Genomic DNA, 15,416 nt, shown 5'->3' with positions numbered 1-15,416 from the left:
CGGTAAATTGATATAACTTAATCTACATTTGTAGAATAATCTATATTTGTAGAATTACAAGGGGAATTTTATGGATTCTTTTCAAGAAAAGCTATTTCGCTTAAAAAATGAACTAAAAATAAAAGACGATAAAGATATTGCTGAAATGTTGGGCTTTGGTGTTAAAGCTTTTAGTGCAAGAAAAAGCCGAAACAGCTTCCCCGAAAAAGAGCTTTTCGCCCTAAAAGCCAAATGTCCAGAATTAAACCTTGATATGGATTACATCTTGCTTGGACATCGCCGTGAAACCTATGAAGCGATAGAACAGGAAATGTTAAAAGATATGCCTAAGACTGATGAGCCACGCTTTGACCCAAACCGAGAAATGGAAAATTTAATGCCAGCCGAGAACCTGCTTTTGCAGTATTTCCGCACCGCTGGTAAGGAAGGCAAAGAAATGATTTTGAATGTTGCCAAAATGGCGGCAAAGGCTAACACAACACAAGGCAATTTCGCTACAAAAATGCACATTGGCAACGTAGAGCAACAAAACAACATCGAACACCTTGAAGGTGGTATTCATTTTAAGAAAGGGAAATAAATGGATTTTAAAATTGACAATGTTGAGCAGCTTAACAACATCAATGAAGCTCACTTTCATCAGCCAGAAAAAGTAATTGATAAAAACAGCCCACACATCGTCATTTGCCCACAGTGCGGCGGCGAAAGCTACCGCTTCAATGAATACTGCTACAACGGCAAATGCACCTTTGGGATTAAGCAGTATTTTGACTATCAAGAATGGTACGAAAAAGAACAACACCGCAAAGCCTTATTGCAAAAGAAAAGCCAAAGATTAGTGATATTCACGCTCGTAGGCTTTGTAATTTGCTTGCTGGGGCTGTATTTAGGCAGCCTGCACCCTGTGGGTTATTTCGTGTTTTTTGTCGCAGGTTCTTTGGCGTTGGGCTTTAACAAAGCTGGGCAACACGTGGAAAAAGAAATTAAAGAGATTGGAACCGAGGAATTAAAATGACAACTGAACAACAAAAGAAATCCGAAATTACGGAATTAAAAAATCAAAGTGAGCAATATGATGATCCTATTGAATTATCAAAAAATAATTTACTTGTAATCGTTTTTGCCAAGACTAAAAGTCCTTATTTTAAAATGGCATTATCTATTGCCACAGGAGCTTTTAAATTCTCATCTTATGAGTTAGACAAAGATATAATTTACACTTGTACTTTCGATAAAACGCCTGAACAAGCGGCTAGAGCTCTTTTATTACTACGTTACGTTGATGGTTGGACAACAAAACAAATTTTTGTTGCTGGAAAACTATATACTGGTTCTGGCTATTATAGCTTAGGCTCTATATTAGAATGCTATCAAAATGCCTGCCAATGCTTAAATGCAAAGTCACATTGTTTATCTTTAACTAACAGATTGTTCAGAGATGTTTACTATTCTCAAGGATTATCCTTATCTATTTTCTCTGATGAAAAAACAAAGCAGAAAGAAACTCAATATGTCATTCCTTGCAAAAAATTAGAAAATCACCCAATAGAGCGAGGAGAACACTTTGGTTCTTGGAAAGAACAAATTCAGGCATTGGCTGTTGAAAACAATGTTGACTGGTGTCCAATGTTTAACTTGGATTATTTCAGACAATATGAGTAAAGTTACAACAATGCGATATGAGCAGTTTCAACCGCGATAAAGACGGCGTACCTTGTGAAAGTATTTGTGGTGGGAAGAAAAATAAATAATTGAGGAACTAAGGAATTAAGGAATTAAGATGACAACTGAAAAGAAAACAAAAGTAAAAAAACAAATTGAACGAAAACTTAGAACTGTAGAGCATTTTACGGTTTCTTATGATGCCACAGATGAAGAATATGCTCACCACAAAATAAACGCACGTAATTTGGTTGAAGTGGTGAAAGACATGATAGATTTGGTTGAAAGAAGTGATAAACTACTCAATGGTAAACAAAAAACTGTTGAGCTATACGTTCAAGCTCCAAATGGAAATGCCATTGTAAAAGAGGGATCAATTGCCTTTCCATTTGCTATGGAAATCTTTGATTATATTTGTACTGTCAAAGATGTGGTCACAACCATAGACACCAAAGATGTAATGGCTACATTGGGTATTAGTATTCCGACCGGTGCCGTCAGTTATGGCGTATTTAAAGATATTTTGCTTACCAAAGGCGAACCTGTAATTGACGTAAAGACTCAAGATGGGTCTGATAAAGTAGAGGTTTTGACAGAAAACACCAAAGTCACTACAACAAAAGAAACCGCTATTCTGATGCAAGATGATCAAATTCGCCAAGCAATTAAAAAATTGACTGTAACACCTTTGGCAAATAAAAAAGATGCTGTATTTAAAATTCAACGTACTGAAAAAGTCGAAAATACAGACGGTAAAGTTGAGGTACAAGAACAGACAACGGTTAAAATTGAAAGTCTGAAAGAGATTGATACCCTTACTCGATTATCCGAAACCATTGCACAAGAACCTGAAAAGAAAACTGAACCAGAAGCAATGATTATGATTACCCAGCTAAATTTCTACTCTGGCAAAACAGGGTGGAAAATGCGTTATGATGGTAAAGAGCGAGCGGTTGAGCTGCAAGACGAGGCATTTATTGAAGAAATTAATGCAAATCAAGCTAGTTTCCGTAAAGGTGATTGGTTAAAAGTTAAGTTAGATATTGTAAAAACTTTTGGTAATTCGACAAAAACGTCCTATATAATAACCGAGGTTTTAGAACATTTGGTCACCGAAGACCGGCAATTAGTTAAGAACGAAGATGAATAATGCTGATATTTTAACATATACAATATTGATTATAGGGTTAGTGATGGCTATCCCTATGTTTGTTCGTATTGGGGAAATGTTAGGGCAAAAAATTCGTTTAATGCTATTTCCTATAAAAAAAGTAAAAATTCGTCGTTGGCACAATGAACAAATTATTGGATATGGGGAATTAGATTTGACGTCTCCAGAACCCATTATCGCTCAATTAGAACGTATTGATGCAGAACTAAAAACAAGGAAAGGAAATGAGCGATAAACAACCGACCGAACAGTCATCTTTTTCTAATAACCCTGCTACTTATGCAGGTGCTTTTGCAGCAATATTGGCAGCACTCATTAGAATGTTTGTACCCGCGGAATATATTGAAAATTCTTTGACTATTTCTGCGGCTATAAGCCCAATATTGGGCGTTTGGATATTTAGTTTTCTAAATAAAAAACGACAATCTGCGGCACAAATAGCAGTAAAGGAGAAGATGAAAGATAGAATGGATCTTCTTGATTTACAGATAAATAATGAACAATACTCAAAAGAACAAAAAGAAAAATTTTTAGAAGAAAAACAAAAATTAGTCTTAGAATATATTCAATTAGACAAGACTGTTGATTAATCATTAAACCAGTTTAAAATCAGTTCCTACAAGCATTAAGTAAACTCCAGTTATCAGTCAAACCTAATAACTGGAGTTTTTTTATGGCTAATCCCACCATCACCAAAATCGTGATCCACTGCTCAGCTACTCAAAACGGCAAGCAGTTACACACTACCACCCAAACCGCGGCACAACGTATCGACGATTGGCACAAACAACGTGGTTTTCAACGTTTAGCAGGCAATTACAAGCAATTCAATCTGCACTTACAACATATTGGCTACCATTTTGTGATTGACACCGATGGCACAGTCGAAACGGGACGTGCTGAAGGCGAAACGGGCGCACACGTTAAAGGGCATAACTTAAACAGCCTTGGCATCTGCTTAGTCGGCGGTATTACTAAAGACAAACGCAATCACGGCGAATATACGGAAGCCCAATGGAAAGCCCTGCACCGCTTGCTTCGCCAATTAGAAGCCAAATATCCCAGCGCTCGCATTTGTGGACATCGTGATTTAAGCCCAGACCTAAATGGCGATGGAACAATCACGCCTAATGAATGGATTAAAGACTGCCCGTGCTTTGATGTGTGGAGCTGGCTGGATAGCGAAGAAGTCGTGAATGTTGAGCATTTATTTAAATAAATCTCCCCTAACCCCTCTTTACAAAAGAGGGGAACGGTAAAACGGAAAAAAACAGCCCCCTCTTTAGAAAAGATGAGCTGGGGGAGATTTGAAGAATACGGAGAACACAATGAAAAAATTAAGCAATAACGCTCAAATTAACCGTGCAATCAACAAGGGTCGCACGGTTGCTCAATGGTTTTATTTACGTTGGAGTTACTAATGGCAATCAAAGAACTCATCACCAACGATAACGGCAGGCTCAGCACTACCGCCTTTATCCAATTTTTCGGGGCTTTATTGATGGCGGGCATCTTATGCTTTTGTGTGTATTTAGACCGCCCTTATGTGCCAGAACTCTTTATGACCTTCGCCATTTTTGCTGCAGGTGGCGCAGCTACAAAAGGCTTTGCTAATGCATTAAATAATCGGGGGCGTGAAGAATGATTTTTTATCTGATTTTAGGCTTTGTTGTAGTGGGTCTGGTAGGAGCAATGATGGCTGGCTATAAAATCCGCAAATCTCGACAAGAAATCGACCGCTTGTCTAAGCAAAATGAGCAACTGCAAAACGAAAAAGCAGTAGCTCAAACCCAAGTCCAACATTTTGAAACAAGAAAAAAGAATGAAGAAAACAACCGCACTTCTAATCGTAATGGGCTTATTGACCGCCTGCAACAGCAAGGTGATCTCCGTGATTAACCCGAGCTGTTCAGGCTTTGGTGTAATCAAGGCAAGCCGTCAAGACACCACCGAAACGCTCCGTCAAATTGCGGTGCATAACGCGACCTATCGGGAGATTTGCAAGGAGACGAACGATGACCATTAACGTGGAATTTTGGCATTTGGTCGGGTTGTTGTTGTCGTTTCTTGGTTGCTGTTTTGGCTTTGCCAAGATTTTAGTATCGCAGTTTCAAAACAGTTTGAGTGAACGCCACCAAAACCAGCTCAAAGTAAACGACAAAGTGGAAGAATTGGAAAAGCAATTCAACCAAATGCAGTCGAGCCTGCCGCTCGTTTATGTCCTGCGTGATGACTACATTCGCGGACAAACAGTGCTGGAAGCCAAAATGGATGCCCTACACAAAACCTTAAGTGATTTATACAAAATGGAGAGTGCAAAATGATGGAAAAAGCCCGCCGAGAAGGTATGCGTTGGCACTTGCTCAATACTTTACACAAAGCTATGCCATACACCACCAGCGAACAATTTTTGCGTGATGTGATGGCAGGCATTTACCCAAATGTAACACCGCATGAAATCCGTCAGCAGTTGGAATATCTTTCCGACCGCAAACTGGTGGAACTGACCAAACAACCGCACGGCGTGTGGTTTGCCGATATTAACCGCCTAGGCGTGGACATTGTGGAATACACCATCGACTGCCAAGCTGGTATCGCCCGCCCTGAAAAGTATTGGGCGTAGGGGGGAACTGGTATGGCTCCCCGTTCAAGTATCGAAAAACTGCCCGAAGATGTCCGCCGCTGGTTGGAGCGTGCCTTAACTGAGAATGGCTTTTCGGGCTATGTGGAATTGGAAACACTATTACGTGAGAAAGGCTATTCCATCAGCAAATCGGCGATTCATCGCTATGGGCAGAAGATTGAACGCCGTTTTAAGGCAATCAAGGACAGTACTGAAGCGGCTCGCATTATTGCCGAAGGAGCAGAAGATAAGGAAGACAAACGTAGTGAAGCCTTAATGGGGATGTTGCAGTCGTCTTTGTTTGATGCGTTGGTCGATATTGAAGAAGCCAAAGATGATGAGATGACCCCGATGGAGAAATTCCAAGCCTTGAGTTTTGCAGGCAAAAACGTGGCGTCGCTTATCCAAGCCAGCACCAAGCTGAAAGTCTATCAAGCGGACGTGAAAAGACGAGCGGAACTTGCCGCAGAAGAAACGGAAAAAATTGTTATTCAGGCGGGCTTATCGGCAGAAACCGCAGACAAAATCAAACAGCAAATTTTAGGTATTGCATAGTGAAAGATATCATTCCCTTTGACCCAAACGAGCTACTGTTGGGCTACCAAAAACGTTGGATAGCCGATAAATCCCAACTCAAAATCGCTGAAAAATCTCGTCGAACAGGTTTGACGTGGGCAGAAGCTGCTGATGATGCTTTGATTGCTAGCCTTGCCAAAAAAGACGGTGGCTCTGATGTGTTCTACATTGGGTCAAACAAGGAAATGGCACGCGAATTTATTGACGCGGTGGCAATGTGGGCAAGGGCGTTTAACTATGCAGCAGGCGAAATTCAAGAAGAAGTATTGCAAGATGAAGACAAGGACATTCTGACCTATGTGATCTATTTTGCATCAGGCTTCAAAGTGAAAGCCCTTTCCAGCAACCCGAAAAACTTGCGTGGTATGCAAGGCGTGGTGGTGATTGATGAAGCAGCCTTCCATGAATACCTTGCTGAAGTATTGAAAGCCGCGCTCGCGCTGACAATGTGGGGTGCGAAAGTGCGGTTGATTTCTACCCACAACGGCGCGGACAACCTTTTCAATGAGCTGATCTTAGACAGTCGGGCAGGCAGAAAACGCTACTCAGTGCATACGATTACCCTTGATGATGCCTGTGCTGAAGGGTTATACCAACGTATTTGCCAAGTCAGCAAGCAAGAATGGACAGCCGAAAAAGAAGCAGAGTGGAAAGAAAACCTACTCAATGACACGGCAACCAAAGAAGATGCGGAAGAAGAATACTATTGCGTGCCGAAAAACGGCACAGGCTTATGGCTCTCGCGTGCGTTGATTGAACGTCAAATGAGCGAAAGCACGCCCGTAATCCGAATGACGGCAAAAGATGGCTTTAGCCTTGTGCCTGAACCGACACGCTATCAGGAAATGCAGGATTGGTGTGAAACCACGCTTCAGCCGATTTTGCAAACCTTAGATGAAACGCAATTACATTTTTTAGGCGAAGACTTTGCACGCAGTGGCGATATGACGTCCTTTGTGGTGTTAGCACAACAGCAAAACTTAACCAAAAGCGTTCGGTTGATTGTGGAGCTGGGCAATATGCCTTACAAGCAACAAGAACAAATTGTGCTGTTTATTTTCAAGCATTTGCCACGCTTCGCCGGTGCAGCTTTTGATGCGCGTGGGAATGGGGGCTATTTAGCTGAAGCTGCTCGTGATGCCTTCGGCTCATTGGTGGATTGCGTGCAGTTATCGGAAAAATGGTATCGCGAACACACCGCCCCATTTAAAGCCGCACTCGAAGATGGTGAACTCGACAGCATTCCCAAAGATGCCGATATTCTTGCCGATTTGCGTTCGTTCCAAGTGGTGAAAGGCGTGCCACGCATTCCCGATAAACGAACCAAAAGTGCAGACGGCAAAAACAAACGCCACGGCGACACCGCAATTTCTTTATTGCTTGCTCATTATGCTAGCCGTCAGTTGGTGCAGTTGCCGGTTAAAGCCCACAGTCGCAAACCAAGAGCCAGCCGAAAATTAACGCAAGGATATTAACCATGATCGCATTTGTAACTTTAACCATTTCTGTCGCTGTGCTGATTTTTTACGACAAACCGTTTTGGTGGGTATTTTTATTGCTTGCCGCCTTTGTGGATTATGAAAAATAAGGAAAGCCAATGACACCAAAAAAACAAGACCTAATCCGCGTCATCGCCAGCCGTGCCAACGCCATTGACTATTGGGCGTTTATGCACTACCTGCCGAACCCTGATCCTGTGCTAAAGAAAATGGGCAAGGATATTTCGGCTTACCGTGAAATTTTATCCGACAGCCACGTTGGGGGCTGTGTTCGCCGTAGAAAAGCAGCCATTAAAGGGCTGGAATGGCGAATTACGCCCACAGGCAATGAAAAAACGGACGAGATTTTAACCGCACTTTTCGACCGCTTGCCGATGAGCCAAATCATCAGTGAAATACTTGATGCCACACTGTTTGGTTATCAAGCGTTAGAAGTGATGTGGGAAAGCGAAAACGGCTTACTGTTGCCAACGGCAATCGTAGGCAAACCGCAAGAGTGGTTCATCTTCGATGAAGAAAACCAGCTTAAACTTCGTACCAAAGAGAACTTCAACGGCGAAGAACTGCCGCCTTATCGAATGTTGCTTGCCACCCAAAATGCGACTTACATCAACCCGTATGGCTTGGGCGATCTCTCGCTCTGCTTTTGGGCAGCGACTTTTAAGAAAGCAGGCTTTAAGTATTGGTTGGAATTTACCGAAAAATACGGCTCGCCTTGGCTAGTGGGGAAACATCCGCGACAAGCGCAAATTCATGAAGTGGAAGACTTGCTCGACAGTATGGAAGCAATGCTTGGCACGGCTGTTGCCGCCATTCCTGACGACAGCTCAATCGGCTTGGTGGAAGGTGCTGATAAAAGCGGCTCATCAGAAGCCTTTGATAACTTTATCAAGTACTGCAAATCTGAAATTGCCATCGCATTACTCGGACAAAACCAAACCACCGAAGCGGAAGCCAACCGAGCCAGTGCGACCGCAGGGCTAGAAGTCACGCGTGATATTCGCAACGACGATGCCAGCCTTGTGGAAGGCGTGTTCAATCAGTTGCTGGCGTGGATTTGTGAGCTGAATTTCAACGTAGAAACCTTGCCAGCCTTTGAGCTATTCGAGCAAGAAAGCATTGATAAGCTGCAAGCTGAACGCGACAAGATTTTGACCGAAATCGGCGTGAGTTTTACCGAGCAATATATCCACCGCACTTATGGTTTTGAAGACGGTGATATTGTGATGCAAGAAATCTCCCCTAACCCCTCTTTACAAAAGAGGGGGACGGATAAAGTCGATTTTGCCGAACATATCCCGAAAAGCGTGATTGAAACCATTGGCGAACAGTTAGAAATGGAAGGCGAAGCCCACGTTGAACATTGGCTACAAGATATTCGCGACCGTTTAGGTCAAGCGGAGAGTTTGGAAGATTTCCGCAACCAGCTTGATAGCCTTATCCCTGAATTGAGCTATGCGGAATATGGCGAACTGCTGGCGTGGGGTTCAACTGCGGCACAGTTTGCAGGGCAACAATCTGTAGAAGATGAGCGTGCCAAGTCCCCCTCTTTCGTAAAGAGGGGTTAGGGGAGATTTGTCAATGAAATTCACTTTTGAAAATCAAGTCAAATACTTTGAGAAAAAACTCAACCTATCGACTAACAGCTATTTGGATGTATTAGGCGAAGAACACGACTACTTTTTTATGGTCGCAGGAGCTAACCGCAACGAAGTGCTACTTGCCTTTCGCGAAGCGGTAGATGAAGCGATTAACAACGGCGAAACGCTGGAGGGCTTTCGCAAGCAGTTTGATGAAATTGTGGCTCACACAGGCTGGGATTACAAAGGCGGCAGAAATTGGCGAACGCGTATTATTTACGACACCAACGTTTATGCGGCTTACAATCGCGGACGGTTACAGCAGCATTTAGATTTGGCTGATGTAATGCCTTATTGGGAATACCATCACCACGACAACGCCCACCCACGTCAAGAACATATTGATTTGGACTGCACGATTTTGCCCGCCAGCGATCCATTTTGGCGTTATTACTACCCCATTAAAGCCTATGGCTGCCACTGCACCGTGACCGCCCACGATGAGGATGACCTCAAGGAAATGGGTAGAACCGTCAGCCCCTCGCCTGAAATTGAGTGGGAAGAAAAATTAGTCGGCACACGTTCAGGCAATCCAAGAATGGTGCGTGTGCCGAAAGGCTATGACGTGGGGTTTCAGCCGCACAATTTTGAGCGTTTGACGGCAGGGCGAAATGCCAACGTAGATCAGCTACTTTTCAACAAAGCCGTCACCGCTGAACCGAAACTGGCAAGCCTCTTAATTGAAAACGTGTTACAAAATCCGCGTGCGATGATGTTGCTAAATGGGGCGATGAAGTCGATGGTTGATACCGTCGCCAGCGAAAAACTGGCTCGTGGGCAAATCAAAAACGTAGGCGTAATTCCTGCCAAAGTGATTGATAAATTAAACGATCTTGAGAAAGCCCCACAATCTGCCGTGATTGCTGTACGTGATGAAGATGTACTGCATGCCCTCCGTGATACCAAGCAAGCTAAAGGCATTAACCTGCCGATTGAGTTTTGGGAGCAGTTGCCAGAGAAGTTGAGAAATCCAAAGGCAATCTTGTTGGAACGTGATCAGAAATTACCTACGCTGATTTTTGTGTATGAAATCGAGCAAGGTAAAGTAGCAATCAAAATGGATTACGAAGTAAAGCTCAAAGACGAATTAAGCAAGAAAAAACTGACACACAAAATCAATTTAGTAAGAACGGCAAGTTTAATTGAACCGACAAAAGAATGGGGAAATTTAAAAAATGCGTATGAGCTTTTATGGGGGAGCTTAGACTAACGGTGGTTTGCCTGATTCGAACAGGATAATACGGGCGGAACCGCAACCTTTCCAGTAGGAAACCCCCACCGTTAGAAATACTATACGCCCAACTTATTTTTTAATCAATAGGAGAATAAATATGACTGAACGTGTTACCCAAGAACATTTGGAATCTATTATTACCGATAAAAAATTCCACCGCTTAACTGAAACCCTCACCATCTGTGTTTTAACCTTACGCAATGGGTTCACAGTAACAGGCGAGTCTGCTTGCGTTTCACCAGCAACCTATAACCAAGAAATTGGTGAACGTATTGCTTTTGAAAATGCCTTCAATAAATTATGGCAACTTGAAGGCTATGTATTGAAAAATAAACTCGCTGGCTTTTAGCTATGATTAAAATCAGTCTTAACGACACGCAAGCGGTGGAAAAACTCCACCGTATTGCAAGCCAACTCAAACAGCCTCGTAAACTCTATGGCGTGCTGGGCGAAACCTTGAAGAAAATCCACGCAGAACGCTTTAAGCAGGAAGTTGATCCTGATGGTAACAAATGGAAACCTCTTTCACCAATCACCCAAGAGATAAAAGGCAACGACAAAATCTTAAAACATCGAGGCTATTTATCTGAGAGAACGGCTTACAACTACGATGACAACGGCGTTGAATTTGGTTCAGATGCCAAGTATGCCAGATTGCACCAATTCGGTGGTGTAATTAAACCGAAGAAAGGCAAGCGATTAAAATTTGGTAAAGGCGACAATGCCGTCTTCGCTAAACAGTCAAAAATTCCTGCTCGTCCGTGGTTAGGTGTTAATTCACAAAATGAGCAAAAATTATTAGAGAAAGCAAAGGCTGTTTTACAACGCCAAATCGACCAAAATCTATAGTATCGCCCAATTTTCAAAAATAACGCATAAAACGCCCATTGTGGCGTTTTAAATCCCATTCGATAAATTATCGCCTAAATCACCTTGAGCGTGTTTATAAACACCGATAAACACGCCAAAACACCCCATTCACTCCCTTTTCGTTTTCTCTTTCCCATTTTCATTCCTTAAACCAGTTTAAAAGTAACAAGCGGTCGTTTTTTCTATGATGTTTGCCAACACAAGGAGAACCAAATGACCCTGATTGAAATTTTTAAAGCCGGCAAACGACTAGATGCAAATGGCGTAGAAGTGGAAATTACCATCGATGATTTGCAACAAGCCGTCAATGCCTACGACGTAAACTTTCACGAATCCCCCGCGGTAGTTGGACACCCAAAACACAATGCACCTGCCTATGGCTGGGTAAAACGCCTTGAGTTGGACGGTGATGTACTCAAAGCCGAGTTCGACCAAGTGGATCCTGAATTTGCCGAAATGGTGGAAAAAGGACGATTTAAGAAAGTGTCGTCTTCGTTCTATCTTGCCGATAGCCCAAACAATCCTTGCCCGGGCAGTTTGTACTTACGCCACGTCGGTTTCTTAGGGGCAATGCCACCCGCCGTAAAAGGCTTGCGTAACCCTGAATTTGCCGAAAACGAACAAGGCGTAGTGGATTTTTCCGACTGGGCGGAAGCAGGTTTGTGGCGACGTTTGCGTGAATGGCTGATTGGCAAACACGGACAAGATGAAGCCGACAAAGCATTGCCTGATTATTTAGTCAATAGCGTGGTAGAAGAATCTATCCGCAATGATTTGAAACGGTATCAACAAGATGAAGCAGATTTTCCGGTGCCGAATTTTAATGAACCGAATAACCCAACTTCAGACCCAGCTCAATCAACCGAAGGAGAACTTGAAATGACACCTGAAGAAATTGAACAGCTCAAGGCAGAAAACGAAAAATTGAAAGCCGAAAAAGCTGAAACCGCGCTCAACCAAGCCAAAGCCGAAAATGCCGACTTTGCTGAAGGTTTAGTGAAAGCAGGCAAACTCGCCCCGATTGCCAAACAGCAAGCAGTGGATTTGTTGAACTACGCTTCCACCACAATGCAAGGCGGTGTGGTTGAGTTTGGCGAAGGCGAAAGCCTACACAGCAAACTCAAAGCCTTTTTGGATGCTCAACCTCAAGTCGTAAATTTCTCTGAGGTGGCAACCAAAGAAAAAGCGGCAACCGCACAAAATGACACAGTGGAATATGCCGAAGGCACAAACCCAGCCAGCATCGAAGCAGACCAAAAAATCCGTGCCTATGCCAAAGAACACAATGTGAGCTACAAAGCTGCATTTAATGCTATTTATCAATATAAGGAAAACTTATGACCGCACACAATCTTCAAGCACTTCGCGTGCAAGATCCTGTTTTAACCAACTTGGCTCAGGGCTATCACAACCTTGAATTAGTGAGTGAAGTCTTAATGCCAACTGTCGAAATCGACAAAGAAGCGGGCAAAATTCCAAAATTCGGTCGTCTTGCGTTCCGCTTGCCTAGCACGGTGCGTAACTTACGCGGCACCTCAAACCGCTTAGACCCTGAAGACATCACGGCAATCGACGTGGCGTTGGAAGAGCACGATGTGGAATACGCCATCGACTACCGAGAAGAAAACGAAGCGATTTTCTCGCTCCGTCAATTTGCCTTAAATACTACCCAAGATGTGATTGCATTAGGGCGTGAAAAAGAAGTGGCAACCCTTGCCCTTGATGAAAGCAAATACGATGCAGGCAACAAAGTGACCTTAAGCGGTACATCGAAAATTACTAGCAAACAAGCAGACATTTTTGCCATGTTCGACACAGGCATTCGTGCGGTAAAACGTGCGATTGGTCGCAAGCCGAATGTATGCGTGATTGCAAGCGATGTGTGGGCAGCACTGAAAGAACACCCTGCGGTGGTTGAAAAACTCAAATACTCACAGGTAGCGATTGTAACACCTGAAGTCTTAGCTAAATTGATTGGTATCGATACCGTGAAAATCGGTGAGGCGGTGTATGAAGAAAGCTCACAACTCAAAGACATTTGGAGCGATGCCATTGTACTTGCTTACGTTGCCCCACGTTCAGCAGAACGCAAAGGCACAGTTTACGAGCCATCTTACGGCTACACCGTGCGTCGCCATAACGGTTTATTTGTGGACACCTACAAAGAAAACGGCGGCAAACTCGAAGTCATTCGCACCACCGACATTCACAAACCACACCTTGTTGGCAGTGCCGCAGGTTACTTAATCAAAGGCTGCTTGTAATCCCTGAAAATCCCCCTCTTTAGTAAAGAGGGGTTAGGGGAGATTTGTTAAAGATGTAACACCGTTTCACTAGGAGAAAGTAATGGACAAGACCAAACTCTATGCTGTTATTAGCGCAATGGCAATTTACCACAACAACCAACGCTATGAGCAAGGCGACAAGCTAGAACTGACCGACGAAGAAGCCGAACGCATTGCACTTTATGTGCAGTTAGATGAAGACGATGAAAAACGCAAACAAGCAGAAGCTGAAGCGGAAAAAACTCGTCTTGAAGCGGAAGAAAAAGCACGTTTAGCTGCTGAAGAAAAAGCCCGTAAAGAAGCGGAAAAAGCGAATAAAAACGACAAAGGCGAAGGCAAAGAATAATGTACATTCAGGCACAAGATTTAACGGACGTGATGGACGAAATCACGTTAAGACAACTTTCAACCGATAACAGCAGAGCAACAGAAGCGAACCAAGCTGTGATTGCCAAAGCGTGCGAATACGCCACCGAAACCGTGGATGGCTATCTTCGCTCGCGTTATCGGCTGCCGTTAAATCAAGTGCCGACCTTAGTTCGCAACATCTGCTTACAGTTGGCTCGCTACTGGCTCTATTCACGCCGTCCTGACGGCAAAGGCTTTCCGCCCAATGTGAAAGATGCCCACGCCCAAGCGTTAAAAGATTTAGAACGTATTGCTGATGGCAAATTGCATTTGGGCTTGCTCGAAGTTGGCGAAAAAGCAGACGACAGTTTGCCGTCCGCCTTAAAGTTTAAAGCCCGTGCGCCACAGAAATTGGATTTGTCGGGCTATTAAGGAGCGCATCGATGAGTGCCACTTTACCAATTTTGCAAAGTATCAGAGACCATATCGAACAGAAGACCACGAGTTTCAGCATCGAGCTGTTCCCTGATGACCTTGAACACTACAACCTGCTCGACCCATTTGGAAAGATTTGTCAAGGACATAAACAAAATTTCTTTGATAAATTTATATCTTTTCTGTTTCTCTTTTGATTAGCTTTAGTATTTTATCCTTGTATGTTTCCCCTGTACCTTGCTTGAAATGCAGGTTTACAGTATATTTTGTCTTTCCAATATCCATTATTAACTGTTTATGTTGTGGTTCTTCTCTTACTCTTTTTTCTTCTTCCATAAGTCCTCCTTTCCACTTTTAGACAAAGAAAAAACAGCAAACCTTTTTCGATTTACTGTTTATAAAAGATAATTTTAATATAGGGATTTATCAGTCGTATTTTTTTAATAGATGATTGAAAACTATTACTCCGATAAACACTTGGCTAATCAAATATGCTCCTAAATAAATTACAATATGTTCTGTATCCATAATATTCAAAACACCAAGCACAGAATAAACCATAATTGATAGAGCTATAATCAGCATTCCAATCCAATAAGTATATTTTCCTGCTTTATCTCTTAGTTTTTGTTTTAATTCATCATTCTGTTCAATTTCTTCACTTTCTAATTTTTCTTGATACTTTTCCTTATTCTTTTGCCAATAAAAATATCGAATTATTATAAAGATACCGTTGGCTCCTAAAGCGCCTGTCATTCCATAAAATATACCCGATATTTTATTATCAAATGTAATAGCCAAATACAAAAATATTCCAGCCAAGATAGTATAAATCAGACCATAAATTAGATTACTTTTTTTCATAATTTTCCTCCTTTTCATAAATAAAGACTTCTTCTATTGTCATGTTGAAATATAGTGCTATCTCAAATGCTAAGTCTAAAGACGGATTATATTTACCATTTTCTATAGCACTAATAGTCTGCCTTGAAACTCTTAATTCTTTTGCAAATTCTTCTTGAGTTATGCCGTTAAGCTTTCTTAATTCATCTAATTTGTTTTTCAAACGCACC

At 42.5% G+C, this 15,416-nt stretch carries 24 protein-coding genes; 21 read left to right on the top strand and 3 right to left on the bottom strand.

Annotated features, from left to right (window positions below):
- The first annotated feature begins 70 nt into the window (after positions 1–70).
- From HMPREF1052_RS08620 to HMPREF1052_RS08520, 21 genes are all read left to right on the top strand, one after another.
- The gene (locus HMPREF1052_RS08620; RefSeq protein WP_005761376.1) at positions 71–580 is read left to right on the top strand and encodes a helix-turn-helix domain-containing protein; all 510 of its coding nucleotides are present in this window, start codon (positions 71–73) and stop codon (positions 578–580) included.
- Positions 581–1,015, top strand: coding sequence for a hypothetical protein (locus tag HMPREF1052_RS08615; protein ID WP_005761282.1), 435 nt, complete (start codon positions 581–583; stop codon positions 1,013–1,015). It abuts the gene before it with no gap.
- Entirely contained in the window at positions 1,012–1,662 is a 651-nt protein-coding gene (locus HMPREF1052_RS08610; RefSeq protein WP_005761258.1) for a hypothetical protein, read from the top strand. Before HMPREF1052_RS08615 ends, HMPREF1052_RS08610 begins: the two co-directional genes overlap by 4 nt.
- A 118-nt stretch (positions 1,663–1,780) precedes the next feature.
- Positions 1,781–2,812: a hypothetical protein gene (locus HMPREF1052_RS08605; protein WP_005761360.1), complete on the top strand. Its 1,032-nt coding sequence runs from the start codon at positions 1,781–1,783 to the stop codon at positions 2,810–2,812.
- Between the two features lie 43 nt (positions 2,813–2,855).
- Positions 2,856–3,068 carry a hypothetical protein gene (locus HMPREF1052_RS08600; protein WP_005761381.1) on the top strand — a complete coding sequence of 71 codons (213 nt, stop codon included), beginning with the start codon at positions 2,856–2,858 and terminating at the stop codon, positions 3,066–3,068.
- Positions 3,058–3,423, top strand: coding sequence for a hypothetical protein (locus HMPREF1052_RS08595; protein ID WP_005761342.1), 366 nt, complete (start codon positions 3,058–3,060; stop codon positions 3,421–3,423). Before HMPREF1052_RS08600 ends, HMPREF1052_RS08595 begins: the two co-directional genes overlap by 11 nt.
- Positions 3,424–3,506: 83 nt before the next feature.
- Positions 3,507–4,052, top strand: coding sequence for an N-acetylmuramoyl-L-alanine amidase (locus tag HMPREF1052_RS08590; protein ID WP_005761375.1), 546 nt, complete (start codon positions 3,507–3,509; stop codon positions 4,050–4,052).
- Between the two features lie 201 nt (positions 4,053–4,253).
- Positions 4,254–4,478 (top strand): DUF2644 domain-containing protein, encoded by a 225-nt coding sequence (locus tag HMPREF1052_RS08585; protein WP_005761294.1) that lies wholly within the window; start codon positions 4,254–4,256, stop codon positions 4,476–4,478.
- Positions 4,475–4,732, top strand: coding sequence for a DUF2681 domain-containing protein (locus HMPREF1052_RS08580; protein ID WP_040596488.1), 258 nt, complete (start codon positions 4,475–4,477; stop codon positions 4,730–4,732). Before HMPREF1052_RS08585 ends, HMPREF1052_RS08580 begins: the two co-directional genes overlap by 4 nt.
- Before the next feature lie 116 nt (positions 4,733–4,848).
- The gene (locus tag HMPREF1052_RS08575; protein WP_005661694.1) at positions 4,849–5,157 is read left to right on the top strand and encodes a hypothetical protein; all 309 of its coding nucleotides are present in this window, start codon (positions 4,849–4,851) and stop codon (positions 5,155–5,157) included.
- Entirely contained in the window at positions 5,154–5,456 is a 303-nt protein-coding gene (locus HMPREF1052_RS08570; protein ID WP_005661693.1) for a hypothetical protein, read from the top strand. The genes HMPREF1052_RS08575 and HMPREF1052_RS08570 overlap by 4 nt, the downstream gene beginning before the upstream one ends.
- Positions 5,457–5,468: 12 nt before the next feature.
- Entirely contained in the window at positions 5,469–6,011 is a 543-nt protein-coding gene (locus tag HMPREF1052_RS08565; protein ID WP_005708262.1) for a DUF3486 family protein, read from the top strand.
- Positions 6,011–7,507, top strand: coding sequence for a terminase large subunit domain-containing protein (locus tag HMPREF1052_RS08560; protein ID WP_005761340.1), 1,497 nt, complete (start codon positions 6,011–6,013; stop codon positions 7,505–7,507). Before HMPREF1052_RS08565 ends, HMPREF1052_RS08560 begins: the two co-directional genes overlap by 1 nt.
- A 122-nt stretch (positions 7,508–7,629) precedes the next feature.
- Positions 7,630–9,099, top strand: a complete 1,470-nt coding sequence (locus HMPREF1052_RS08555; protein WP_005761317.1) for a DUF935 domain-containing protein — start codon at positions 7,630–7,632, stop codon at positions 9,097–9,099.
- 13 nt (positions 9,100–9,112) lie between these two features.
- A complete protein-coding gene (locus tag HMPREF1052_RS08550) occupies positions 9,113–10,381 on the top strand; it encodes a phage head morphogenesis protein (RefSeq protein WP_005761283.1) in 1,269 nt (422 codons plus the stop codon).
- 121 nt (positions 10,382–10,502) lie between these two features.
- Entirely contained in the window at positions 10,503–10,754 is a 252-nt protein-coding gene (locus tag HMPREF1052_RS08545; protein ID WP_005661678.1) for a Gp49 family protein, read from the top strand.
- Positions 10,755–10,756: 2 nt separating this feature from the next.
- Entirely contained in the window at positions 10,757–11,254 is a 498-nt protein-coding gene (locus HMPREF1052_RS08540) for a phage virion morphogenesis protein (RefSeq protein WP_005761332.1), read from the top strand.
- Positions 11,255–11,488: 234 nt separating this feature from the next.
- A complete protein-coding gene (locus HMPREF1052_RS08535; protein WP_005761410.1) occupies positions 11,489–12,616 on the top strand; it encodes a hypothetical protein in 1,128 nt (375 codons plus the stop codon).
- Positions 12,613–13,539 carry a major capsid protein gene (locus tag HMPREF1052_RS08530; protein WP_005761328.1) on the top strand — a complete coding sequence of 309 codons (927 nt, stop codon included), beginning with the start codon at positions 12,613–12,615 and terminating at the stop codon, positions 13,537–13,539. The genes HMPREF1052_RS08535 and HMPREF1052_RS08530 overlap by 4 nt, the downstream gene beginning before the upstream one ends.
- A gap of 82 nt (positions 13,540–13,621) precedes the next feature.
- Positions 13,622–13,906 carry a hypothetical protein gene (locus HMPREF1052_RS08525; RefSeq protein WP_005761382.1) on the top strand — a complete coding sequence of 95 codons (285 nt, stop codon included), beginning with the start codon at positions 13,622–13,624 and terminating at the stop codon, positions 13,904–13,906.
- Positions 13,906–14,340: a gp436 family protein gene (locus HMPREF1052_RS08520; RefSeq protein ID WP_005761351.1), complete on the top strand. Its 435-nt coding sequence runs from the start codon at positions 13,906–13,908 to the stop codon at positions 14,338–14,340. Before HMPREF1052_RS08525 ends, HMPREF1052_RS08520 begins: the two co-directional genes overlap by 1 nt.
- Before the next feature lie 174 nt (positions 14,341–14,514).
- Here HMPREF1052_RS08520 and HMPREF1052_RS08510 read toward each other — a convergent pair whose 3' ends face one another.
- From HMPREF1052_RS08510 to HMPREF1052_RS08500, 3 genes are all read right to left on the bottom strand, one after another.
- Positions 14,515–14,679 carry a transposon-encoded TnpW family protein gene (locus HMPREF1052_RS08510; RefSeq protein ID WP_006268023.1) on the bottom strand — a complete coding sequence of 55 codons (165 nt, stop codon included), beginning with the start codon at positions 14,677–14,679 and terminating at the stop codon, positions 14,515–14,517.
- Positions 14,680–14,769: 90 nt separating this feature from the next.
- On the bottom strand, positions 14,770–15,207 hold the full coding sequence (locus HMPREF1052_RS08505; protein WP_005761336.1) for a hypothetical protein: 438 nt from the start codon (positions 15,205–15,207) through the stop codon (positions 14,770–14,772).
- Positions 15,194–15,409, bottom strand: a complete 216-nt coding sequence (locus HMPREF1052_RS08500) for a helix-turn-helix transcriptional regulator (protein ID WP_006268153.1) — start codon at positions 15,407–15,409, stop codon at positions 15,194–15,196. Before HMPREF1052_RS08500 ends, HMPREF1052_RS08505 begins: the two co-directional genes overlap by 14 nt.
- Positions 15,410–15,416: the final 7 nt, after the last annotated feature.

Origin of the sequence: Pasteurella bettyae CCUG 2042 (assembly GCF_000262245.1) — a bacterium.
Taxonomy (GTDB): Bacteria; Pseudomonadota; Gammaproteobacteria; order Enterobacterales; family Pasteurellaceae; genus Basfia; species Basfia bettyae.
The sequence above is the reverse complement of the archived record's forward strand: the minus strand, read 5'-3'. Positions and strand labels throughout refer to the sequence as shown.